Below are 23,345 nucleotides of genomic sequence, written 5' to 3'. Positions count from 1 at the left end.
GGAAAAGGGTATAAGTTTTACCCCCCCCTCCCCATCCAAAAAGGAACCGTGGCAAACCACATGATGGTTCCGATCAGCATCAGGGTTTTGTTTTGGGTGTTGGCTAATATGCCTGCGGCTACGAGCATGGCGGGTATGATCGTCAGACCCAGCCCGGTGAAGGAGATTACTTTTAATGCAGTTTTCATTTCTGGATCATTTTACTGATTACAACATATAAAATCGAGGCGATAAACCAGCCCGGCAGTCCGAGGAAAAATATTTCGATACCCTGGGTGATGTTCAGCATCAGACAAAGTGCGAGGGTTCCCAGCCACGTAATGCCTGCGGCAATGTTGAAGCTGATTTTTGCGCTTTCGGCATAATCGCTCTTCAGCCCGATGCGGGGGAAAACATAAAAGTCCATGATAATGACCGCTCCCATAGGCATCAGCAGCAAGCCGTAAAGTGCCACAAAGTCCAGCAATTTCATCACCAGTCCGGGGAAACATGCGGCAATCGTCGTGACCAGTCCGGTGATGAGCGTAACCTTCCACGTCTTCCAACGTGGGTTGAGCGACTGAAATGCCAGTCCCGCGCGGTAAATCGTCGGATTTGCCGTCGTCCAGCCTGCGATGACCACGCAGGTCGCACCGGCAATGCCTGCCGCATAATAGGCCACGGGGCCGGGGGCAAATTCGTCAGAACCGCCTGAGTTGATCAGGAAAACGGCGTAGAGAATGCCACTCGCCAGCCAGGCGATATAGTGTCCGACATACATGCCCGCAGCAGAGGCAAATCCCGCCTGCCATTTTTTCGCGTAGCGAAAAATGGACATATCTGCCATACCGATATGCATCGCCATATTGCAAAACCACGAGAAAAACAGCACATGCCAGAAGGTAAACTGGCTTTGGCCCTGTAGCGGAACGCCTGTCCAGATTTTTTCATTTGCCACCGGCCAGAAATCGCCGAAGGACTTGATGCCAAGTTCGGGTAAAACCGCCAGCGCAGCTGCGACAAATACCAGCGGCATCCAGGCAGCAGCAAGATTGGCAAATCGTGAAACCTGCTCATATCCGCGCATGGCGATAAAGGTGATGACCGATCCTACGGCAAATACCACAATCACCCAGATAATACTCGTGGGGTACATATCTCCCAGTGATGGCATGGGCATATGAAAGGGAATGCCCACAGCGGTAGCCGATACGGCAATCATAGAACCAGCCAGAAAACAAAACATCACGCCGTTGACGATGTTGTATCCTTTGACCAGCACCGGCCCGCAGATTTTTTCGAGTTTGTAATAGAGGGTCATACGGGTCTTTACCGCGACCGGAGCCGTAATGAATGCCCAGCTCAGCACGGCGAGCAGATTGCCCAGCAGCAGCCCCCAGATCAGGTCTGCGGCGGCGACGCCGTGAGCAACAAAGAGCGGACCGATGACAAATTCTGTTCCGGCGGTATGTTCTCCTGCATACATGCCGATAAAACTGCCGATTCCTTTGAGTTTGTGTTCGGGAACGGGTTCCCGTTCGTACTCATTGACAGATTCAAATGTTTGCGTGAGCGTAGTAGTCTTTTCCATAAAAAGTGAGTAAGTAGGGTAAATCAGGTAGTCGTATAATTATCGCCGGGCAACGGGGAGTGGATGGTCCATCCTCCGTCGATCATCAGCGTTTCTCCGGTGATATGATGTGCTTCTTCTGAAGCCAGAAACAAGGCGGCAGCAGCTATATCCGCTACGGTGGCTATTTTTCGGTTGGGCGCGACGACTTTCCAGCCTTCGGTGAAGGAGGGGCCTTCTTTTTCGGTTCGCTCGGTAAGGGTTGCGCCTGGTCCCAGGGCGTTGACGGTGATGCCGTAGGGGCCGAGTTCCATTGCAAGTGATTTTGCCAGCATGCGAATAGCCGCTTTGGTCATGCCATAGGCGCTGAGATTGCTGTGTGCCTGAACGCCAGTTACAGACGACATAAGCAAAATACGTCCATCGATTTTGTTTCTGATCATGGAAAGGGCGGCAGCCTGGGCACAGAAATAGGAGCCTCTCAGATTGACATTTACCAGCTTGTCAAAAGAGGATGCGGCGAATTGTAAAAATTCTCCAAAAATTGTGATTCCAGCATTTGCGACCAGTATGTCGAGTTTGCCCAGTTGAGATTCGATTCCCTCAGCCATGGCTGAGATGATCTCCGGATTACTGATATCTCCCGGCCAGGCACTGACGGTTTGGGTGCCGGTTTCGCGGTTGATGGCAGTTGCAGCCTGTTCTGCCAGTATCGGATCAAGGTCATTTAATGCCACCCAAGCGCCTGCCTGTGCAAACATTCTGCATATTTCGTAACCGATGCCCTGGCCAGCTCCCGTGACCCAGACGACCTTTCCAACAAACTTCATGGAGTTAATCTATTTCGTTTAGGGTATTTTTCTGTCCTATACTGTTATGTTTCCACTCATTACGTGATTTTCCCCGTTCGCTCCCGGTTGCTTTTATCCTCTTGCAGGGGAAGTTACTTTTATTCTATAATTCAGGCAAATGACTCCCGAAGAAGTAGAAAAACTCAAAAAAGAGATCGATGCCTTGCTCAGGGAAAACCAGCGGCTGAAAGTCGCATTAAAAATCCAGTCTCCCTACAATGGGAATGGAAATGGCCATAAGCCCAAACTTCATGGGAAAGCTGATTCTGCGTTGCTGGCTATGTCGTCTCAGCTTGAGCAGGTACGTGACATTCATCGGGTATTGAGCGATTCGCTGAAGATGATTGCAACCGTAGAATCTTCCATTGAAGCAATCATTCCCGCATTGGACCTCCAGTTGAAGGGGTATGACACGACGGTTTCACAACTGAAAGATTTTCAGGAGGAAGCAGAAAGTGCATATGCAGGGGTGGTAAAAAAACTCGAAAACCAGATCAGGGAAATGCGGCAGGATTTTTCAGATACAGAGCAGGTACTGCATCAAAATTATCAAAGGCGGTTAGCGGAGTTGCAGGAAAAAATCACGGTTCTGGAAAATGACCGGTCTGCGATTGCCGAAACGTTGGAAGAATTTCGGAAAAAAGAAGAAGAAAAACCCGCTGAGAATTTGCCGGGAAATGATAATAACCCGTTTTCCTCATTGAGTATATTTGGGATTTGAGGGCAGGAGGAATAATTCTTTTTTTGAAAAAGAAAATATAGGTTGTACCGTATAAGGGTAAAAATATCTATATTTGAAAAGAAGTAAATTAGAAATTTATCACTTCAATACCGCTTTCTGACAACCTTCTAAAACAACTACTTTATTGGTCCGGCCTGAAAAATCAGGAAGAAGCCTTAGAGATTGCCGTAGATACCTATATACGAATCCGGAAACGTAAACTTCTTAAGGAAATGAAAGGAAGTTTTCCTTTAGAGACCGATCTGGACAAACTTCGTGGTGATATATGACACACTTTGTGGACTCCAGTGTATGGATTGCTTATTTTAAATCAGGGGCAGGAGTGAATTGCTTTTAGGAACTCGTTCTGAAAAGGAATATAAACAACTATCAACTGCTCTGGAAGGCTAGATCTGGATGGACTTGAATCGAAGCTTATTAGAAAAAGTGGCTCAAAATGGATTTAATTTGAGAAAACACGGTGTAACAGTACCACTTACAGATTTGATAATTGCAACTCAATGCATAGAAGCTGAGCTTGTACTAATACACAATGACAAACACTTCCCGCTTATTTCGTCTCTGTTACCGCTTAGATTTGTTTAAAATATTACTCAATTCTCCTTAATCCGCAGTTTCTGCCCTACTTTGATCGTGTTGGAGGTGAGCCCATTGATGCGTTTGATTTCGGAGACACTGACGCCGTACTGTCGGTAGAGAGAAAACAGAGTTTCTGAGGGTTTTACGGTATGCATCACCCATCCACCTGAAATCTCTGTTCCGGGAGTTTTAGTTGTTCCCAATTTTTCTTCTCTTACGGGTGGAGTTGGCGGCTCGTATTCGGGAGAAAGGCCCATGGGCTGCCAGGGTCTGTTGGGCAGGTTTTGCGTTTCAAGATCAAGGGCAGACCGCAATTCGTTGGTATCATGAACGCGCTGTACCTGTGCGCGGGAATTCACCAGAAATAAGCCTGGAAGAGAATTGTGGGCAAATGCATTTTTGAGAAAAGCATAGTCAGACTCATAGGGAAGGAAAAGTTGTTCCCAGGGCATTTCATATTGAGGGAGGCGTTTTTCCCAGTTGGAGCGAACCTTATCCACAGAAATGCTGATAAATCTTACAGGCTTATTTCGGTACTCATCATATACACGTTTGAGATCAGGAAGCGTATAGAGTGAGGCCCCATTGTAGCTGGCCCAAAAATTTACCACCCAGACTTCCTGCCTGGCACTACGCGCAAACTCCTGACATTCCTTGAGAAAAGTCGCATAGGTGAGCGAGGTATCTGGTTTGTATTGGGCGTAGGCCGGCCTACCGGAAAAAATAACTACAAAAGCAAATATCCAGATAGCAAGTTGATTTTTCAGCATGATATAAATTCCCGGTTTCATAAAGGATTGAATATACAATTTTCCTTCAAGTTGTACAATTTCTGCGTTTTTACTCAAGGACTTTGCCCATTCGGGCTGTAACAAGCGAAAATAACTGGAAAGGTTTTAATTTCCGCCAGTTTATCTCATCTAAAACCGGACTCCAGAAAAAATAAGGCGATACACCATATTGGATCATGTCTTCGCGCACCTCTTCTTTTGCCTTTAAAATACAAATCCATCCGTCTTCCATTTCCTCCTGAATCGCCTGATAATAGTCGTCAGTTTCCAGGTAAATATGAAAAACATTTTCGCAAATCAGTATAAATTTATCAATTCCGTTGTCAATCAGGTAGGTAAGGCAATTTTCACCGAATAGTTTATAGTCATTTTCAAACAGATCGTTCCACTCTCCAAAAAGTTCGATGATGGCATATCCTTCCTGGTAGTTTGCATAAAGGATTTTCACCAGCAGACTTTCCGAACCAATGTCATCCCACAACGGATGCGCCGGGATATTATTGATCGAACGGTCGTAATAAAACATATTATGCTGAACTTCGTGGAATGGCGAAAGCTCGTCCTGATCATGGCTGTAAATTTCCAACCAACCGTAAAATGGTTCTATATCTCTTAATTCAAGTGGCATATAGGTAAAACAAAGGTCTTTATGTGTAAATTTAGCAAGGTTTTTTTTTCAATCTTATATATTTTCGCGCAAATTATCGTTGAATCCTGATTGATAATCGTCTGGATCCTTTCCTCCGGTTAAGCGCTATGTGTATGTATGGGTGAACTTGTGATTTAACCTTTAAGAAAAGGAATACGTAATGATAAATGCTATGAACATCAGGAAACTAATATCTCTCCCAACTGTTTATTTTGTGCTGAATATCCTTTCAGCTCAGACGATTTACAGGGCGGATACGATTCCTACGGACGAATCGATTTCTCATATTTATCTGAATCTGGAAATTCCCGTAGGAGAAATGTATATGCAATCTTCCGGCTCTTGCGGCACCAGCTATTCCCGGCTTTTTGCTCCCGATAGCTTTGTTCATCATCAGGTCATCACCCGCGCAAATGCCAATGGCAATCAGTTTCGTACCATCCGCCTCGAATCTACCTTAAATGCGAAATCAGCAGCGCCTTCTCCCACTGCCCGCATGCGGTTTACAGATCAGATGACCAATCTGGACGTATTTTCCGATAAAAGCGCCTATAAATCTGAATTTTTGCCTGATCCCTCTCTTTCCACTGACTTATATGTAGATCTGGGGGTTGGGGGTTCAATGCTGGATCTTTCCGGGCTTACGCTCAACAATGTTTCTGTTAATTCTGCCTTCTCAAATGTGGTGGTGACTTATACATCTCCCAACCAGACCGAGATGAAAAAAATGGACATCCACGCAGCGAGTGCAGACCTTACGTTGAAAAACCTTGAAATGGCGCGGGCTGATCTCATTACGATTCAGAATGATATGGGCGCTACCAAATTGATTTTCGGTAGCAGCTATAAATCAAATTCGACGGTATATCTCCAATCAGGTGTAGGCAGTTGTACGCTGGTACTTGACCCGCGACAGCCGACACAGTTGACACTGAAGACAGGTTTTTTTGCTTCTGTGGATGTATCTGATTCGTTTAAAGAACTGAAAAAAGGGGTGTATGCCAATAAAGCCTGTGAGCAAAACCCCGAAAAGTGTATGAAAATTATTTGTAATGTAGATTTTGGAAGTATTTCTGTAATACAAACCGAATAATAGCGACTAAGAGGAAAAACAAATTTCCCAAATGTCGGAACCCTTTCTCAACATCAGTGAAGTTTCCAAGTCTTATGACACCTATCGTGCGGTCGATAAGGTTTCACTGAAAATCCCCAAAGGAAAAATTTACGGCCTACTGGGCCCCAATGGCGCTGGAAAAACGTCTATTATCCGTATGATCACCGGCATTACCGCGCCGGATGAAGGAAAAATATTTTTTAACGGCGCGCTGCTCGATCCCACTCATGCCCGGTTTACCGGTTATATGCCTGAAGAACGCGGCCTTTACAAAAAAATGAAGGTAAAGGAACAGATTGTCTATCTCCTCAGCCTGAAAGGGATGACCACAAAAGATGCGACTACTGCCGCCGATCAATGGTTGCAAAAACTTGGTCTCACAGACTGGGCAGGCCATAAAACTTCTGACCTTTCCAAAGGGATGCAACAAAAAGTGCAGTTTATCACCACCGTGGCGCACAAACCCCAGTTGTTGATTCTCGACGAACCATTTTCCGGACTTGATCCCGTCAACGCCCGGGCGATCGAACAGGAAATACGCTTGCTGAAAGAACAGGGGACGACGATCATTTTCTCTACTCACCGGCTGGAACAGGTCGAAGAGTTGTGTGATTATATTGCCCTGATCAATAAAGGCAAAGTCATGATAGAAAATGATATTCAAACCGTAAGACAACAGTTTCAGAAAGATTTGTACAAAATTGTCTATACCGGTGATTCCTCCTGGTGGAAAAGCCTGGATATGGTCAATGTATCGGCGACTAATGAAAAGTTTGTCATGGTGCAGTTGAAGCCCGGCTTCTCTGGCAATGACCTGATGCGGCATCTTGCCGATAGTCCGCTGACTATCAATAGTTTTGAACTCCACCTTCCCCGACTCAACGATATTTTTATCGAATTGGTAAGTAACGCCTGATTGATCAACCGGAAAAAACATTCACATGAATACCATCTGGATTATACTCAAGAGAGAATATTTAAATATTGTCAAAAAGAAAACTTTCCTCATCAGCACATTCCTGGTTCCGCTGGGGTTTGCCGCCATATTTCTGATTCAGATATTGTCGGCAGCTTTTGTAGAGAAAGAAGCCTATACCGTACTCATTCAGGCCTCAGACGTGCCGCAGATCGTCTCCCGCCTCAAGCCGGGCGAAATCCTGAAGTTTGAACAAACCAATCTTTCGGAAGACAGTCTCCGGGCCAGGGTATCCCGGAGTAAAAATGAGTTGTACCTGACCATCTCCGAAACCCTGCTGGACAAAAAAAGCGGAACGGCGGTTATCGTAGGTGCTAAAAACCCAAGCCGTCAGGCAATTTCCGAGCTGAAACAACAACTGAATACTGCTGTAAGGGAATACAAAAATGAGCAGGCAGGAATTACGGAAGCGCAACTGGATGCCGTAGATTTTGATCTCGATATTAAAACGAGAAAAGTAAAGGAAGATGGCGAAGAAGTCCAGACAAACGTGGCCATTGCAACGGGAATCGGTTACGCAGTCTGCTTTTTGATGTATATGCTGATGGGAATTTATGGCTCAATACTCATGCAGGGAGTGATCGAAGAAAAATCCAACCGCATCGTAGAGGTCATTATTTCTTCCGTCAAACCCTTTGACCTATTGCTCGGAAAAGTTCTGGCGATCGCTTCTGTCGGTATTACACAGTTTTTACTATGGATGGTACTGTCGGTAACAGTAATGATGGTGATGACGCCATTTATGGGAGCAGTGGATCCCCAGGCTATGGGCCAGCCGGGAATGGAGCAGGTAGATGAAAATATGGTATTGACCATAATGGAAGAGATTCAACAGTTTGACTGGACGGTGCTCTGGTTTTTCCCGATTTATTTTCTGGGAGGATTTTTCCTGTATGGATCACTTATGGCAGCTGCCGGATCGGCCGTTGACAATATCCAGGATGCCCAGCAGTTTACCTTTCCTATCACCATCCCCATGATGTTGCCATTGCTGTTTGTGCTCAATATTATCCAGAACCCCAACGGTGTCTTTGCGATTGCGGCATCGCTGATTCCTTTTTTCTCGCCTATGGCAATGCTCGTGCGAATGTCGCTGACCGATGTGCCCTGGTATGAAGTTGTATTGTCCATCGCGATATTGATTGCAAGTTTCCTGGGATGTGTATGGCTGGCAGCAAGAGTGTACCGCACCGGTATTCTGATGTATGGAAAAAAACCTTCGTTTAAGGAGGTGTTTCGCTGGGTAAAATATCGACAGTAATTTCTGGTTATTGTTTGCCGAATAAGGTTTTGATCACTACTTTGCAGGTTGGCTGCCCTTAATTGATTGGAGAAACAATATGGCAAACAAAGATTGGAAAAACCAACTGACCCAGATTCTGGAACGGCTCAGTATGCTGGAAGATAAGTACGTCGGAATGGGGCAGGATATGCTTTCTTACCTCGACGGACTGTACTATTCAAATGGACTTACCTATTGGGAGTATATTCATCTCGACAGTCTGCTGGGACTTCAGACACCCCGTACACCTTTTAAAGATGAGGTGATTTTTATCACTTATCATCAGATGACCGAACTGTTGTTTAAATTGATTAAGCAAGAGATTGATGCACTTACCGATGATCAGGGAAAAGACAGCGAATATCTGCTGGTGACCAACTGGCGTAAAAGAATCAGCCGGATCAGCAATTATTTCAAACACCTCTGCAACAGCTTTGATATTATGCTCAGCGGAATGGATCCCGAGGAGCTGCGCAAATTTCGTATGGCGCTGTTACCTGCCAGCGGTTTTCAGTCGGCACAGTTTCGCGAAATAGAAATCATGAGTACCGGATTGCAAAATCTGATTCGCATGGAAGATAAAATAGCGGAGCAGGCAGAAGATTCCGAGATGATCTATCCGGAAATATACTGGAAAAAAGGAGGTATTGACCTGGAAACCGGCAAAAAAACCATTACGCTCAAAGAATTTGAAAAACGTTACGATCAGGAGCTCATCCAACTGATTCGCAAATACGAAAAACAAAACCTTCAGTACCTGTTTCTGAACCAGAAACCCGAAGTGCGTGATGATGCCGAAACGATTGCTGCGCTCAGAGAATACGACCAGTATGTCAATATTTATTGGAAACTGAGCCATCTTTCAGCCGCGTCCAAACATCTGGTAAGCGGCGGTAATGATATTGACGCTACGGGAGGAACCAACTGGCGCACATTTCTCCCGCCCCGATATCAACGCATTATTTTTTTCCCGGAACTCTGGTCAGACGAAGAAAAAGATACCTGGGGAAAAGCCGGGGTACTGAAATTTTTTCAGCAAAATATCTCCCGTAACTGGATGAAATAGCCACTTGTTATAAAATACATACGGAAAAAACACTTATAAAACAAGTGGACAATATTTTCAATGTATCCTATATTTGATGATGTTCAACTGCTGATAAGTCTCGTTGTGCCTTATGAAAGACAATTTCTGGGATAACGATTTCGAAGAACATCGGGCCCGCAAAAAGGCCCGGGACTTTGAACGGCGCCTTAAAGATCAGGAAAGCCTTTTCCTCGACCTGTTGCAGGTGGATGAAATATATAATTATTATCTGTTGTCCAATGAACTTGTCAAAGCACAGGAACTGGTCAGCATGGCGATTCAGACTTACCCTTCCAGCAGTGACCTTTATCATAAGCAGGCAAGAATAGACTACGAATTTGGCCGATACAATCAGGCGATTCATTATATAGATACAGCACTTGAGCTTAGCCCGGGTATGACAGAGTACCTGATGTTTAAGTCTGATCTGCTCGCCCGACTGGAAAAATATCAGGAAGCAATTGCACTGCTTTCAGGCCTGATTCATCTTCATTCTTCGCCCGAAGAGATATATCTGCAAATGGGAAATGTGGCGCAGATCTGCGCGTATCCGGAAGAGAGTGAGAATTATTATATTCAGGCACTGGAAATCCGTCCGGATTTTGAAGAGGCTTTATTTGAATTGGCTTTCCTGCTCGAATCTGAAGATAAAATTGAAGCGGGAATTACCCTGTATGAGTCGTTTCTCGACAGCTATCCTTATTCCACTGAAGTTTGGTATAACCTCGCATTACTTTATCTGAAGACCGGCAATTATGAGATGGCGCTGGATTCATGTGATTATGCGGTGATTGTAAAGGAGGATTATGCGATTGCCTGGTTTACCCGGGGACAGATTTTGGCTGAGTTGGGCAGATACCCACAGGCTTTGCAGTCTTTTTTACAGGCCGATACGATTTTGCCCCGCGATATTCATACTTTATACCATATCGCCGAATGTTATGAGCAGACCGGTTTATTTCGGGAGGCTTTTCGATATTATTTCCGCGTAAGCAAGCTGGATCCCTATCACAATGATGCGTGGATGGGCATGGGCTATTGTACCGAAAAGCAGCACAAATATCTGGAGGCAACACATTACTACCAGAAAGCATATAAACTGGATGAAGAAAACAGCCATATCTGTCTGTGTCTTGCGATCTGCGAGTATAAACTTGAACAAAGGTATCAGGCCTATCAGTATCTTCAAAAGGCGATAAGACTGGCTCCTCAGGAAATTTTTCTCTGGCAGGACTGGGCAGAAATGCTATATAAGGATGGTAATTATTTGGGGGCGATTACGTATCTGGAAGAAGGTATCAGCCGAAATCCATATTCTGCAGAACTGCACTATCAGTGTGCCGCTTATTGTTATGATTCGGGAAAACGAAAAAAGGGGGTAGCTATGCTTCAAGTGGCACTGCAACTCGATTTTGAAGGCCATTATCTGCTTTTTCAGATCAACCCTTCTCTGAAATTCGAACCTGAGCTAATGGACGTAATTACGGATTTCAGATAGCAGGCCTATCCCATTATTTTTACCTTAGGGTTATTGTATCCGGGTTTGTCTTACAAAGTGGAGACAAACTGATTGCTTGATTTTTCGTTACTTTGGTCTGTAGATTTAACCCGGGATAAAAAATGCTTAAATATAGCCTGCTGCTTATTGTTTCGCTATTGACACTTTCTGTCTATTCGCAGGAACATCCTGTGCGCTGTGCCACCATGGAAGCTGATGATATTTTTCGTGATGCGTATCCCCAATTGGGCTCCCGGGACGACTTAGAGGAATGGATTCAGCAACAGATGGCTTCGGGCTCAGGGAGCTTACCCATAGAGGGCGCAATTCTTACGATTCCCGTCATTGTACATATTATTCACAATGGTGAATCTGTCGGCTCCGGTACTAATATTTCATGGGCACAGGTGGCTTCTCAGATAGAAGTATTAAACGAAGATTACCGCCGCATGCTGGGAACCCCCGGGCATAATACACATGTCAATGGGGCAGATATTGAGATAGAGTTTTGTCTTGTTACCCTCGATCCTGACAGCAATACACTTGCCGAGCAAGGCGTAGAGAGGATTAACAGAAATGATCTCGCGTTAAATACTCCTCCATATACGGTGAGCTATTGTAAGTCGAATATTCAGCCTCAAACTTTCTGGGATCCTAACCGGTATATGAATATCTGGACCGTAGATCTTGCCAATGATTATCTGGGTTATGCCCAATTGCCCAATTCTTCTACGCTTCCTGACCTCGCTACCAGCTATGGATCGGGCTCTACAGACGGCGTGGTGATCCGGCCAACCTCGTTTGGACGAGTCGGAAATCTTAGCGCACCTTACGATAAAGGCAGAACGCTCACCCATGAAATCGGCCACTGGCTCGGCCTTTGGCATATCTGGGGCGATGGAAATTGTGGGGTAGACGACTACTGCAGCGATACACCTACTGCTGAAGCACCCAATTACGGCTGCCCTTCGAGTCATTTTTCCTGTGGTTCAATGGATATGGTCGCCAATTATATGGACTACACAGACGATGTCTGTATGAATATTTTTACCAATTGTCAGAAGACCCGGATGCGTACCGTGATGGAAAATTCTCCCAGAAGGGGGGTACTGACAAACTCTACCGTCTGTTCGGTTGAAATTCCTCCGAAAGCTGCTTTTGGCGCCAGCCGAACGGAAATATGTGAAGGAGGTAAAATCCAGTTTACCGATTTATCCAACAATAACCCTGGTATATGGTCATGGTCTTTTCCCGGAGGAACACCCGCAACCTCGGCCTCTCCCAATCCGGAAGTTACCTATTTTACTCAGGGGCTCTATGATGTGGTATTACATGTTTCCAATCAGTTTGGCGTGGATTCGATCGTAAAAAATACCTTTATTAAGGTGAATTCTTCCGGTCCCGGAGTATTTTTTCAGGCAGACTTTGAAGGAGGTCTTGGTGCATGGACCGTCGAAAACCCCGACAACAAAATTACATGGGAGATTAAGGACGTCGCCGGATCGCAATCAGGGAGTAAAGCAATGGGAATCAGCTTATATGACTATGCAGTTACAGGTGCACGTGATGGACTGGTTTCGCCGGTGATTGACCTCAGAACAAATGAGCAGGTTGTGCTGGACTTTCACCACGCGTACCGGCGATTCTCCAACAATGAATCCGACTCATTGCTGGTATATGCTTCAATTGACGGGGGGCAAACCTATCCGTATCTTCTCTATCGGGGAGCAGAGAACGGTTCGGGGAGTTTTGCCACGAATGCAAATTGGTTTACCAGCTTTGTTCCTGCGACTTCAGATGACTGGTGTTTTTCAGGCACAGGATGGGCAGGTTGTATTTCTATCGATCTTTCAGCTTTTGACGGGGAGGAAAAATTCAGACTCAAATTTGAAAGTTACAATGACTACGGGAATAATATTTTCCTCGATAATATCAAACTTACAGGTGTATGCTCGGCCTCAACCAGCATAGAAGAGACAATTGAAAATAATCTCCATGTAACCGTATATCCCAATCCCAATGAGGGTATGTTTACGGTGGCAGCTGAAAATCTTCCACAAGGCGCTCTGACTTTTCAGGTTTTTAATATGATGGGGCAAAATGTATGGCAATCATCAGTAATCACGCATTCAGACAAATACAGTCAGGAAATAAACCTCACTCATTTACCTGCCGGCACCTATTTAGTTCGACTTTTCGCAGGAAATTTTGAGATTCATCAAAAAATCTTGATCCGCTAAAGAGAATACTTGTTATTTTAGCTTTTCAATAAGCATGTTGTAAATGATAAAACAGGGGAGAAGTCTATTCTCAATCTCCGAACTATTTGTTTGCCGACTCGGCTTAATCGCGTTAGTTGTGGGTATCATCGTTTTCGGTTTTATCCGGGAGCTGACGAATCCCCCTGTAAATGACCCGCTTTTATTGCGGGTTTTGATCGGCATGGGTAGCCTTTTGATTGCAGGATTATCTTTTCGGGTGGAGTTTGTGAAAAAGAAGATCGGGCTCTTTATGCTTTTGGTCGTGTTTGGCGTTACTTCCTGGGGAATGCTGCTTTCCTTTCTCAATGATTTTAAGGAAGGTTATTGGATCGTTTCGTTGGTTGTGTTGAGTTTAAGTGGTTCATTTTATAAACACTCCCGTGGATTTTTGTTTTTAAGTATCATGTTGCTGCTGCAACTGTTTGTATTTACATGGTGGATTTTTCCGGATATCGTGATTCCCTGGTTGTATCCTGTATTGATGGTGATTATCCTTGTGATTCAGGGGATTTTGATGTTTGTGTTGTCCCAAATGCAAAGCAAGATAGCTTTTCATGCCAGTTTTCCGGAGTCAAGCCCGATGCCGATTATAGAGGTTGACAGTAGTGGTACGGTTGTATATATCAATGCTTCCGGGCGGGAAGAATTTCCTTATCTGTTTTCGCATGCGTCCACACATCCTCTACTGATGCAACTGAAAGACAGCTTTGGTACCCTGGATAAGGCGGGGCAGGTAAAAGGGGTGGATATTCATTTGGGGGATAAAGTATATCAGGCACATTTTTACTATATGCCTGATATCGGGTCTTATCGATGTTATATCACAAAAATTTCTGTCAGGGAGGAGTTGCTGCAACAGGAAACCAACCGCAGGATGGCAAACCTTAAAAAAGTGGAGGAGGAGCTGAAGGAACGCAATCATCAGATGGATTTATTTCTTTACAAAGCGACTCATGATCTGAAGGGCCCGCTTACTTCTGTTGTTGGTATTCTCAATATTGCGATTCAGGATTGCCTGCAACCGGAAGTAAGACAATATATTGAAATGGCATTGGCGAGTACCGCGCGACTGGATAATGCGCTGCTGGATTTGATTCACGTTACCCGTTTGAGCAAGGAACAGATTCGCCCTGAAAAAATAGATTGTAACGCTTTGTTAAACGAGGTCCTGCAAAGTATCAACCATATGCCCGAGCGGCGTAATGTGGAATTTCGGACCGATGTGCCGATGCTCCTTTCCGTGCGCTCAGACCGCAACAGTATGCTTTCAATCTTGCAAAACCTCATCACCAATGCCATGAAATACCGGCGCGATGGTGATTATTCACACGTGGTCTCTATCAGTATATTTCCCGAAACGGCGGGTATCAGAATCACCGTTTCCGACAACGGAGAAGGAATTCGAAATGAAATTCGTGAAAAAATCTTTTCGATGTTTTACCGGGGAAACAAAAAATCCAAGGGTACAGGGTTGGGGTTATATATTGTCAAACAGAGTATCTCCAAACTGGGGGGTACGATTGATATGGAGAGTCATTTTGGTGAAGGAACACGCTTTTCGGTATGGCTTCCCAATATTTCAGATGAAATTCCCGCCATGGACTAATCTTCAGGTATCAGGATATCCGTATCCTCGGATCAAGGAGTGCATATAAGACATCTGTCAGGATACTGGCCGCTACAAATATCACCCCGATTGTCATGGCACATCCCAGAATAACGGGGAAATCGTTAGTATTGAGTGCATCAATGGTGAGTTTTCCTATTCCCTGCCAGTCGAAAATGTATTCGATAAAAAAAGCACCGGCAAGCAGAGAGGCAAGCCAACCTGTGACCGCTGTCATGACAGGGTTGAGCGCATTGCGAAGGGCGTGGCGAAGTAAGACATTTTGGGCAGAAAGACCTTTCGCCTTCGCTGTGCGGATATAATCGGTACTTAAAACTTCCAGCATGCTGCTGCGCGTGAGCTGGATAAAAACTGCGAGGGGGCGTATGCCCAGGGCTACTGCGGGGAGGAGCAGATTTTTTAGAATGATCGTTCTGCCAGGGGAAAAAATATTTTCCTCAAAAATATGGCCGCTTACATTCAACCCGGTGATCCCTCTGAGCTTGACTGCAAAAAGCCAGGCAATGAGTACCCCCATAAAAAAAGATGGCGCAGAAATTCCCAATACAGAAACAGAAAGGATGGTCCTGTCCCACCAGGTATTGTATTTCAGTGCGGAAATGATCCCCAAAAATATTCCGGCAACAGAGGCAAAGATAATAGATACTCCCGCGAGAATAAGCGTTCCTTCCATTCTTGAGGCGATCATACCACTTACCGGGGCATTGGTCTGGTATGAGCGGCCAGGGTTGGGAAATTTGATTGCCCAATGTCCGTTTTCATTGATACCCAAAGGCGAGAGATCGTTGAGGTAAAGAATATATTGAACGGGCAGCGGTCGGTCTAATCCGTATTTTTCCCGGATGGCAGTTTTTGTAGCTTCGTCGGCCTGGTCACCTACAAGGTATTCTGCCGGATCACCCAGTGTATAAAAAATCAGGAACAGGAGAGTTACGATTCCCCATATGACCAGGATTCCCTGGAAAAGCCGTTGAAGGAAAAATTTCACAATGAATCTATCTTTTTGTCGGTAAGCGTATTGGGTAACAGTACGTGTAAACTTTTATCTACAATTTTTACAGATATTTCGGAGCCAGCTTCGACAGGTTCACCATCAATCTGGGCTGGTCCGGCTTCGCGCCTTACGATATCAATGCTGCGTGCTTTGTACACTTCGACATATTTCGAATCCTGAAACTGGCCGCTAAATAATTTTCCCACAATGAGTCCGGCCATCAGGAGCGGGAATTTGTGAATGATGATCAGGTCAAGCATACCGTCGGTAATACTGGAGTCAGGGGAGATTTTCGCATCATACCCCCATTGAGTTCCATTTGCGATAGCGATGCCCATGATTTCATTAAAGATAAACGGATTTCCGTCAATAGAAACCGAGTAATCTTCTGGTTTGTAACCAAACAGCCTGTCAGCAGAGCTTTTGGCGTAGGGCATAAAGCCCCTGTTTTTGCCCAGAGAAAAATGTTTAGCGACTTCGGCTTCGAGTCCTACTCCGGCGACATTTAGAAAAGGGCGATGATTGAAGAGGCCGGTATCGACCAAAATCGGTGATGCGTCGAGCGATTGTTCGATGGCCAGCCGGGTATTGATTGAGAAACCGAGGTTGCGGGCATATCCATTGCCGGAGCCTTTGGGGATGACGCCAAAATTGATGGGTTTGTGAATCAGCTTTGCACCGACGGCATTTACCGTACCATCACCGCCGACGGCAAAAACATTATCCACGCCATTATTTATGGCCTTATCGAGGGTCTGGTCGAGGTTGGGGAAGTCTATCAGTTGAATTTCAAAGGGAGCATCTGCCTGTTGATAGACATCGCGTATAATTTTAATGGTTTTTCCTGAGTCGCGTTTGCGTCCGGAGCCTGGGTTAATCAGAAACAGGGTCTTCATCTGGGGGCAAAATACAAATCAGGCGGCCCTTTTACAAAGACCGCCTGATCGAAATTTTCAAGAAATACCGGAAGGACTATTCCTGAATACATTCGAATTCAACTCTCCTGTTTACGTAGTGGAGAGGCTCCAGACGCTTATCAGAATAATTGTCAGGAAGATTTTTAATAACTGTATTGGATTCACCCTGATAGTCAGTTACAAAACGGTTAGGATCAATTCCATAAGTACTTACGAGGAAGTCAACGGTGTTTCTCACACGGCGCATGGAAAGATCTTTGTTGTAAGTATCGGTGTTACGGACATCGGTATAACCGGTAGCACGGACTTTGAGTGAAGTGTTGGCCTTCATAACCTGAGCGATATAGTACAGTTCAGGGTAGAATTCAGGCTTAACATTGTCTTTATCGAGTTCGAAGTGAATGATTGGCAGCAGACAAGGAGAGTTTGCACTTGCAGAAGCACCACCTGTAGCAGAACTAGGAATCTGGATAGCTACACCTTTTGCATCATAGTACATTCCGGGAGGTGAGTTGGGCTCTTTGTCGAAACAATCGGGTACACCGTCATTGTCGGCATCAAGTGCTACGCCATTGCGGTCAACCTGGCAACCTTTAGGTGTGAAGGGCTCATCATCTTCACTGTCAGGATAGCCATCGTTGTCGCTGTCAAGTGTACGACCCTGACCATCGACGGGGCTACCTTCGGGGGTATCAGGTTCTTTGTCATAGAGATCCGGAATACCGTCGTTGTCGCTGTCATCAGTCAGTTTTTTGACGATTTCACGGGCTTCCTGTGCGCTGCTATACACTTCTGTGAGCGGGTTGCTCCACCAGAGGGCTTCTTCACCGGGGCCTATGCGGAAGTGAATACCCAGCGTTGTATGGCTGTAGAGGTCAAAATCGCGGGTAAGCGGAGAGACTGTGCCTAAACCACCACCAGCTTCCTGCCAGCGCTGACCATCAAGGAGGTCATCATTGGTCCACGCAATGCGGTGTTCAAGTTCCAGTTCTACTCTTCTGCCCAGGCGGTAACGAAGACCGAGCGCGCCGGTTACTACAGGGTTGACCACATAGTTGTCTCCTTTTAAGGAAAGACCCGTTTCGTCTCTATGACCTTCTGCCGGAGTTTCATAGTCAAAATCTACAATGCTTCTGAGCTGGTCCAGGCGCTGACGGCGTCCGTCAATTTTAAAGAGACCATTGTTGCCGGTCATGGGGATAGCCGTTACAGAAGAGAAATCGTAAGGATCCACACCAGGACCGCTACCTGCATCAACTTTTGTATTGTAGGCCATTCCACCAATACCTGCAGCGGCATAAATATTCCACTGGCTTTGTTCTTTGTAGAAGTTGATATTGTTGAGGTTTACAAGACCCTGAAGAGTAAGGTCTCCATAACGCATCCGATAGTTGTAATAAACATAAGGTGCGATATTACTACCATCGATGGCGCTTACACCTCCATTGAAGTAAGTGGTATTCCATGGGTTGCCATTGTGTCCTTTATAACCCTGAGTAGGCTGATAATTGAGACCTGTAGGCTGACCAGCACTGGCTTCAAGGCGAAGAGAAAACACGTGCCCCAGTGCTTTGCGAACGTCAAGTGCAAAACCAGCGCCTGGTTGAGCCTTAACATCACCAGAGATGAAGGCGGCACCACCTTTCACACCCACCGACCAGTTGTTTTTGGGTTGAGGTGGGAAAAGATAGTCACCATCTTCGTACTGATCTTTTTGATCGTAGTCTTGCTTTCTGATATTCTTGTACTTGTCTTCGTCCTGGGCGTACCCAAAAATAGTAGAGCTAAGGAACATCAACAAAAGGAGATGTCTTAAATTTTTCATATACTTCCTTCCGGTTAATTTACTTTTCTGATTGTGAAATAAAACAAATTGAGAACGTGTGAAATATAGGAACTCACATTAAATCCATAGTTTAGAACGAATTCGTGACCGGTCAAATTGCCAGAGGCCGCTCGAAGAGATTTGTAAACTTATAAAATATTGATAATCAATATTCGGACATGTTAGCAAATCCTGAAATTAGTCACCTGGACAAAGGCATGCGGGTCGTAAGAAAATGTCAAAAAGTCGCTCGTATTTGTATTCAATTTCCCCTCAACATTCTACAGCACAATCGAGACACACACTGAATTACGACCTTAAATAAGGCTATTTAGACAGGACTATCAAGAAGGGTTATGGGAATTGCTCAAATCTTGTACCCAATGGCTTTAATCGTAACCGGAACAGTTATTCTTCCGGGGGATAAGTTTTTACCTTTCGGTAAATAATCGGATCAAAAAAACCATTTGGAGGAGAGTTGTTTGCAAAAAAAAGAAAGTTGAGGCGACGAGCGGATTCGAACCGCTGTACAAGGTTTTGCAGACCTCTGCCTATCCTCTCGGCCACGTCGCCTGACATTCTATATACGAGGCGACAAAACTAGTGATTAATTTCAGTATATCAAATATCGTCTTGAATTTGTCCAAGCTTATTCATGCAACGTTTTTTTTCTTCGGGAATTGTACACTGCCAATCAATGAAGAAAGTTTTTCATTTCTCCCATCTGGCTCATGATTCTATCCCTCATTGACCTTCGTTACTGATCTATTGCGAAGTACTCTTATTTTAGGAAATTTTCTATCTCAAAAAACTTCTCTTTCTTACTACCTTGTGGCCATCTGCTGGAAGTGTTTACTGATAGCGGATTCTATCTCCTGGTAGTCAATATTTCGTGCCAGCTCACCTTCCAGCGCGATGGACAATTCCCTTCTTTCTTCTGAGACGACAATCGCGAGTGAATCGCTGATTTCCGTAACGCCCAATGCCGAACGATGCCTCAATCCCAGCTCAGGATCGATCTTTGGATTTTTGCTGATAGGCAAAATACACCTTACAGCAGAGATTCGGTTGTTTTGCAATATCATGGCGCCATCATGCAGCGGACTTTCTTTCTGAAATATGGAATAGATCAGCCGGGCAGTGATATTGGCATCCAGTCTGTCGCCGGTTTCCTGTATTTCAGACAAAGGATTGCTTCCTACCAGAATGATTAATGCCCCATTGCCTGATGCACGGAGGCTTTTTAGCGCTTCTACAACTTCCCGATATGTACTGTCTGACTCTGTCCGGGACGTTACTTGTCGCATGATCCGGTCTATCAAAGTATTTTTACTGATCACAGACAGAAACCTTCTGATTTCCGGTGCAAAGATGATGACAATCGCAATGGCTCCCAGGCCCAGAAACTCGTCGAGAATTGTACCCAAAAGCCGAAAATTTAACAGATCAACCAGCTTCCAAATTAAAAAAACTGAAATAATCAGACTGGTGACCCTTACCGCAAGGCTGCCTCTGAGATTTTCATATAATTTGTATAGGAGAAAGGCTACGATGGAAATATCTATTATATCCACGAGCCGTACGGTGATAAACCCAATCTTAAATAATTCCATGCTCTTTTAAGTAACCAAATAGCTGAATAATCCGGGCTGCGGCTTTTACATCGTGTACCCGCAAAATGCCGGCCCCTTTTTCTAGTACTTTCAGGTGAAGGGCGGTTGTGATTTCCAATACATCCCCAGGATCTGTATGAAAGAACTTGTAGATCATGGATTTTCTGGAAATACCTGCCAGCAAGGGCGTGTCCAGACTTGTCAGATCGTTTAGCCCTTCAAGCAACTGATAGTTGTGATGGAGGGTTTTCCCAAATCCAAATCCCGGATCCAATACCACATCGACGATTCCCAGTCTTCGGGCCATGCTCAGTCTTTCTGTAAAAAATGTCAAAACCTCAGCTACTACTGATTCATACTGCGGGGCTTTCTGCATATTTTGCGGGGTTCCCTTCATATGCATCATAATATACGGCACATTGCCGTATCCAGCTACCATTCTCATCATTTCTTCGGAATCTCTACCCGCAAAAACATCATTGACGATATGTGCGCCCTGTTCAATCATCGCTTTTGCTACTTTCACCCGAAAGCTGTCGATGGATATAATCGCTTCCGGAAAACGGTCGATAATCATTCCTGTTATCGTTTCCACCCGCTTTAATTCCTCTTCCGGGCTGATATCTTCTGCAAATGGCCGGGTCGAATACCCTCCGATATCAATAATCGAAGCGCCCTCCTGCAACATCCGTTCTACCTGTGCCAGTGCTGCATCTGGTTTGGTAAATCGCCCTCCGTCTGAAAAACTATCCGGCGTAAGATTGAGAATACCCATAATGCGGGGGGTATCCAGGGATAATAATTTTCCCCGGCAATTGAGCGAACGTGGCCGTTGTGTTGGTATATTTGGACTTATTGTCAACTAAGTGATTAGTTTTTTGGTTGAAGGTTCAGCAAATGAAGTAAGAATTTTGCAATATTGTGCACGGTTTAGGGACAATGTCCTTACTTAGGAATAAACGAAAACGCATCGTGGAAAAAACCGCCGGTCAATTTTGGTCTGTGATTGCTATCTGCAGAGAGTTGTTTGTCAAAAAAACAATGGACTATGGGCCGTCATGGTCTATTCTCCGGATGCCTTCCGTAACAGACCAGATCTATATTAAAGCCGAACGGATCCGTTCTCTGCAGGAAACCAATATCAATAAGGTAGGCGAAAGTATGGAGGGTGAGTTTATCGCCATCGTCAACTATTGCATTATCGCGCTGATTTTGCTGGGGAAAAAAGAAACTCCCGATATGGAGATTCCTGACGACGTAGTGCAGCTGAGCAGCCTGTATGACCAGAAAGCGGAATTTGCCTTTCGCATCATGTCCAATAAAAATCACGACTACGGTGAGGCCTGGCGGAAAATGCGGGTTTCATCCATCACCGACTTGATTTTGATGAAGATTTTCAGACTCAAGCAGATGGAAGATCAGGAAGGAAAGCTGCTCGTATCAGAAGGGCCTGCCGCCAACTATGTGGATATGCTGGTTTATGCGGTATTTTCTTTAATAAAAATGTGGGAAGCAGAGGGTAAACTCTGAAAAGAAGCAATAAATTTGGTTATGAGTACATATCAGATTATCGGATTATTTGGACTGGGCTTAGGGCTTGCCTCAGCAGTAGTATTATATATGGAGTATTTCCGGTTGTTTCCGATGAAACAAAAGCTACTGTATGGACTGGGAATGGCTATGGGACTGTTGTTTTTATATCTGGGTGTTACCGGTGTGATTGGATCACCCAAAGCCATTGAAGCTTATGTCAACAGTGGCGATCCTTTTCCCGGCGGGCTTACCCTCAATTTTCTTTGGGCCCTGGTGGGGGGATTACTCATATTTTTTTCTGTTTGGCTGGCGGGCAAAGCACAAAACAAACTCGGTGTGGGGCAGTCGTTGAGTTGGGAATCGCTTCCCGTTTCTTTTATTTTTATCTGGCTGATACGGATTTATATCGGACTACTTTTCCTGTATTCAGGCTTTGTCAAAGCCAATGACTATATAGGATTTGCCTATAAGCTGGAGGAGTATTTTTTGGTTTTTGGTTCTCACTTTCCGGTCTTTAAAGGATTTTTTGGATTTTTTGTTCCTTTTGCCGAGCCAATGGCCTGGTTTATCAGTGTATTTGAGTTGGTACTTGCTGTGGCGATTCTCACCGGCTACCGTATGAATCTGACAGCATGGCTTACCTTGTTGATGATGATATTTTTCACAGCACTCACGGCTTATTCACACCTTACAGGAGCGGTGACAGACTGCGGTTGCTTTGGAGATGCGCTGAAGATCGAGCCCTGGGAGTCTTTTACCAAAGATGTTATTCTGATGGTCATGCTGATTCCTGTATTTTTGGTACGAAAAACTATTACGGCAATACCATCCAGTCGGATTGCAGCTATTTTGACAGGGGTTACTTTTTTGGTTTCAGGGGTTTATTCCTGGTATTGCCATGAAAACCTTCCGATCGTAGACTATCGTGCATACAAAATCGGGGTTGACCTTAAAGTCTGTACAACCCAAATGACTGCCGACGGCTACCCCAAGTGTAAGGACTGGAGTTTTGCGGATGAGGAAATGCTATTAATAGATGTATATCGCTTATTGCCGGAAACGGATTCGGTGCGGATCAAAACCGGTAAAGCATATGAAATTACGCCTACCAATATCTTCTCAGGGCCTACGCTTCTGATTGTTACACAAAATATTAATCATGCAGAAGAATCAGCGATGAGGGCCAGTGCCGGGCTTTCGGAAGCACTGAAAGGATCGGGGATATCTGTCGTTGGAGCGACTGCAACCGGGTACTCAGATATGGAGAAGTTGATTCCCCTGTACGCGCTTTCGTATCCGTTTGTATTTATGGATGAAACAGTGTTAAAGACGATTGTTCGCTCACATCCCGGTTATGTCTTGATGAATGACGGCGTAATTGTGAAAAAATGGCATTACAACAATATACCTTCGGCACAGGAAGTGCAGAATTTGTTGGGCAAATAGGGCGGAGATGG

Annotated in this window: 20 protein-coding genes and 1 tRNA gene; 10 read left to right on the top strand and 11 right to left on the bottom strand. The window is 45.0% G+C overall.

All coding sequences use genetic code 11. The annotated features are described in order from the left end of the window. Positions 1 to 17 precede the first annotated feature (17 nt). The 3 genes from R3D00_26865 to R3D00_26855 are packed head-to-tail and all read right to left on the bottom strand — an operon-like array spanning position 18 to position 2,379. Complete coding sequence (locus R3D00_26865; GenBank protein MEZ4776826.1) at positions 18 to 188, bottom strand: hypothetical protein; 171 nt, start codon at positions 186 to 188, stop codon at positions 18 to 20. Then, positions 185 to 1,570 carry a hypothetical protein gene (locus R3D00_26860; GenBank protein MEZ4776825.1) on the bottom strand — a complete coding sequence of 462 codons (1,386 nt, stop codon included), beginning with the start codon at positions 1,568 to 1,570 and terminating at the stop codon, positions 185 to 187. Before R3D00_26860 ends, R3D00_26865 begins: the two co-directional genes overlap by 4 nt. Before the next feature lie 23 nt (positions 1,571 to 1,593). Continuing rightward, complete coding sequence (locus tag R3D00_26855) at positions 1,594 to 2,379, bottom strand: SDR family oxidoreductase (GenBank protein MEZ4776824.1); 786 nt, start codon at positions 2,377 to 2,379, stop codon at positions 1,594 to 1,596. Between the two features lie 139 nt (positions 2,380 to 2,518). Between R3D00_26855 and R3D00_26850 the strand changes: the two genes are divergently transcribed. Further along, positions 2,519 to 3,121 carry a hypothetical protein gene (locus R3D00_26850; GenBank protein ID MEZ4776823.1) on the top strand — a complete coding sequence of 201 codons (603 nt, stop codon included), beginning with the start codon at positions 2,519 to 2,521 and terminating at the stop codon, positions 3,119 to 3,121. 614 nt (positions 3,122 to 3,735) lie between these two features. Here the strand turns inward: R3D00_26850 and R3D00_26845 are convergent. Next, on the bottom strand, positions 3,736 to 4,512 hold the full coding sequence (locus R3D00_26845) for a LysM peptidoglycan-binding domain-containing protein (GenBank protein MEZ4776822.1): 777 nt from the start codon (positions 4,510 to 4,512) through the stop codon (positions 3,736 to 3,738). Positions 4,513 to 4,561: 49 nt separating this feature from the next. Next, positions 4,562 to 5,140: a hypothetical protein gene (locus tag R3D00_26840; GenBank protein MEZ4776821.1), complete on the bottom strand. Its 579-nt coding sequence runs from the start codon at positions 5,138 to 5,140 to the stop codon at positions 4,562 to 4,564. 193 nt (positions 5,141 to 5,333) lie between these two features. Between R3D00_26840 and R3D00_26835 the strand changes: the two genes are divergently transcribed. The 7 genes from R3D00_26835 to R3D00_26805 all read left to right on the top strand — a co-directional run bounded on the left by R3D00_26835 (position 5,334) and on the right by R3D00_26805 (position 14,985). Beyond that, entirely contained in the window at positions 5,334 to 6,254 is a 921-nt protein-coding gene (locus tag R3D00_26835; protein ID MEZ4776820.1) for a hypothetical protein, read from the top strand. Positions 6,255 to 6,285: 31 nt separating this feature from the next. After that, complete coding sequence (locus R3D00_26830) at positions 6,286 to 7,191, top strand: ATP-binding cassette domain-containing protein (protein MEZ4776819.1); 906 nt, start codon at positions 6,286 to 6,288, stop codon at positions 7,189 to 7,191. Between the two features lie 25 nt (positions 7,192 to 7,216). After that, positions 7,217 to 8,512, top strand: coding sequence for an ABC transporter permease (locus R3D00_26825; protein ID MEZ4776818.1), 1,296 nt, complete (start codon positions 7,217 to 7,219; stop codon positions 8,510 to 8,512). 79 nt (positions 8,513 to 8,591) lie between these two features. Then, complete coding sequence (locus R3D00_26820) at positions 8,592 to 9,599, top strand: tryptophan 2,3-dioxygenase family protein (protein MEZ4776817.1); 1,008 nt, start codon at positions 8,592 to 8,594, stop codon at positions 9,597 to 9,599. A gap of 112 nt (positions 9,600 to 9,711) precedes the next feature. Next, a complete protein-coding gene (locus R3D00_26815; GenBank protein MEZ4776816.1) occupies positions 9,712 to 11,118 on the top strand; it encodes a tetratricopeptide repeat protein in 1,407 nt (468 codons plus the stop codon). A gap of 122 nt (positions 11,119 to 11,240) precedes the next feature. Next, positions 11,241 to 13,358, top strand: a complete 2,118-nt coding sequence (locus R3D00_26810) for a M43 family zinc metalloprotease (GenBank protein MEZ4776815.1) — start codon at positions 11,241 to 11,243, stop codon at positions 13,356 to 13,358. A 118-nt stretch (positions 13,359 to 13,476) separates the two neighbouring features. Continuing rightward, positions 13,477 to 14,985 (top strand): ATP-binding protein, encoded by a 1,509-nt coding sequence (locus R3D00_26805; GenBank protein MEZ4776814.1) that lies wholly within the window; start codon positions 13,477 to 13,479, stop codon positions 14,983 to 14,985. A gap of 10 nt (positions 14,986 to 14,995) precedes the next feature. Here the strand turns inward: R3D00_26805 and R3D00_26800 are convergent, their stop codons facing one another. The 6 genes from R3D00_26800 to folP all read right to left on the bottom strand — a co-directional run bounded on the left by R3D00_26800 (position 14,996) and on the right by folP (position 21,130). After that, positions 14,996 to 15,994, bottom strand: coding sequence for an ABC transporter permease (locus R3D00_26800; GenBank protein MEZ4776813.1), 999 nt, complete (start codon positions 15,992 to 15,994; stop codon positions 14,996 to 14,998). Further along, the gene (locus tag R3D00_26795; GenBank protein MEZ4776812.1) at positions 15,991 to 16,896 is read right to left on the bottom strand and encodes a YegS/Rv2252/BmrU family lipid kinase; all 906 of its coding nucleotides are present in this window, start codon (positions 16,894 to 16,896) and stop codon (positions 15,991 to 15,993) included. The genes R3D00_26800 and R3D00_26795 overlap by 4 nt, the downstream gene beginning before the upstream one ends. Positions 16,897 to 16,972: 76 nt before the next feature. Then, on the bottom strand, positions 16,973 to 18,742 hold the full coding sequence (locus tag R3D00_26790) for an OmpA family protein (protein ID MEZ4776811.1): 1,770 nt from the start codon (positions 18,740 to 18,742) through the stop codon (positions 16,973 to 16,975). A gap of 502 nt (positions 18,743 to 19,244) precedes the next feature. Further along, positions 19,245 to 19,315: transfer RNA gene (locus R3D00_26785), tRNA-Cys, on the bottom strand. 251 nt (positions 19,316 to 19,566) lie between these two features. Beyond that, positions 19,567 to 20,355, bottom strand: coding sequence for a diadenylate cyclase (locus R3D00_26780; GenBank protein ID MEZ4776810.1), 789 nt, complete (start codon positions 20,353 to 20,355; stop codon positions 19,567 to 19,569). Continuing rightward, positions 20,342 to 21,130, bottom strand: a complete 789-nt coding sequence (folP, locus tag R3D00_26775; GenBank protein ID MEZ4776809.1) for a dihydropteroate synthase — start codon at positions 21,128 to 21,130, stop codon at positions 20,342 to 20,344. The genes R3D00_26780 and folP overlap by 14 nt, the downstream gene beginning before the upstream one ends. Positions 21,131 to 21,357: 227 nt before the next feature. Here folP and R3D00_26770 point away from each other — a divergent pair, with 227 nt between their 5' ends. Then, positions 21,358 to 21,885, top strand: a complete 528-nt coding sequence (locus R3D00_26770; protein ID MEZ4776808.1) for a DUF1599 domain-containing protein — start codon at positions 21,358 to 21,360, stop codon at positions 21,883 to 21,885. 21 nt (positions 21,886 to 21,906) lie between these two features. Continuing rightward, on the top strand, positions 21,907 to 23,334 hold the full coding sequence (locus R3D00_26765; protein MEZ4776807.1) for a DoxX family protein: 1,428 nt from the start codon (positions 21,907 to 21,909) through the stop codon (positions 23,332 to 23,334). Positions 23,335 to 23,345 lie beyond the last annotated feature (11 nt).

The organism is Bacteroidia bacterium, from assembly GCA_041391665.1.
Taxonomy (GTDB): domain Bacteria; phylum Bacteroidota; class Bacteroidia; order J057; family J057; genus JAGQVA01.
Note: the sequence above shows the minus strand (reverse complement) of the source record. Positions and strands in the feature narration are given on the sequence as shown.

Coding starts and splice junctions, on each gene's coding strand:
- R3D00_26850 (MEZ4776823.1), top strand. CDS start 2,519: ATGACTCCCGAAGAAGTAGAAAAACTCAAAAAAGAGATCGATGCCTTG.
- R3D00_26865 (MEZ4776826.1), bottom strand. CDS start 188: ATGAAAACTGCATTAAAAGTAATCTCCTTCACCGGGCTGGGTCTGACG.
- R3D00_26840 (MEZ4776821.1), bottom strand. CDS start 5,140: ATGCCACTTGAATTAAGAGATATAGAACCATTTTACGGTTGGTTGGAA.
- folP (MEZ4776809.1), bottom strand. CDS start 21,130: ATGGGTATTCTCAATCTTACGCCGGATAGTTTTTCAGACGGAGGGCGA.
- R3D00_26765 (MEZ4776807.1), top strand. CDS start 21,907: ATGAGTACATATCAGATTATCGGATTATTTGGACTGGGCTTAGGGCTT.
- R3D00_26860 (MEZ4776825.1), bottom strand. CDS start 1,570: ATGGAAAAGACTACTACGCTCACGCAAACATTTGAATCTGTCAATGAG.
- R3D00_26815 (MEZ4776816.1), top strand. CDS start 9,712: ATGAAAGACAATTTCTGGGATAACGATTTCGAAGAACATCGGGCCCGC.
- R3D00_26845 (MEZ4776822.1), bottom strand. CDS start 4,512: ATGAAACCGGGAATTTATATCATGCTGAAAAATCAACTTGCTATCTGG.
- R3D00_26855 (MEZ4776824.1), bottom strand. CDS start 2,379: ATGAAGTTTGTTGGAAAGGTCGTCTGGGTCACGGGAGCTGGCCAGGGC.
- R3D00_26810 (MEZ4776815.1), top strand. CDS start 11,241: ATGCTTAAATATAGCCTGCTGCTTATTGTTTCGCTATTGACACTTTCT.
- R3D00_26780 (MEZ4776810.1), bottom strand. CDS start 20,355: ATGGAATTATTTAAGATTGGGTTTATCACCGTACGGCTCGTGGATATA.
- R3D00_26795 (MEZ4776812.1), bottom strand. CDS start 16,896: ATGAAGACCCTGTTTCTGATTAACCCAGGCTCCGGACGCAAACGCGAC.
- R3D00_26830 (MEZ4776819.1), top strand. CDS start 6,286: ATGTCGGAACCCTTTCTCAACATCAGTGAAGTTTCCAAGTCTTATGAC.
- R3D00_26790 (MEZ4776811.1), bottom strand. CDS start 18,742: ATGAAAAATTTAAGACATCTCCTTTTGTTGATGTTCCTTAGCTCTACT.
- R3D00_26820 (MEZ4776817.1), top strand. CDS start 8,592: ATGGCAAACAAAGATTGGAAAAACCAACTGACCCAGATTCTGGAACGG.
- R3D00_26825 (MEZ4776818.1), top strand. CDS start 7,217: ATGAATACCATCTGGATTATACTCAAGAGAGAATATTTAAATATTGTC.
- R3D00_26835 (MEZ4776820.1), top strand. CDS start 5,334: ATGAACATCAGGAAACTAATATCTCTCCCAACTGTTTATTTTGTGCTG.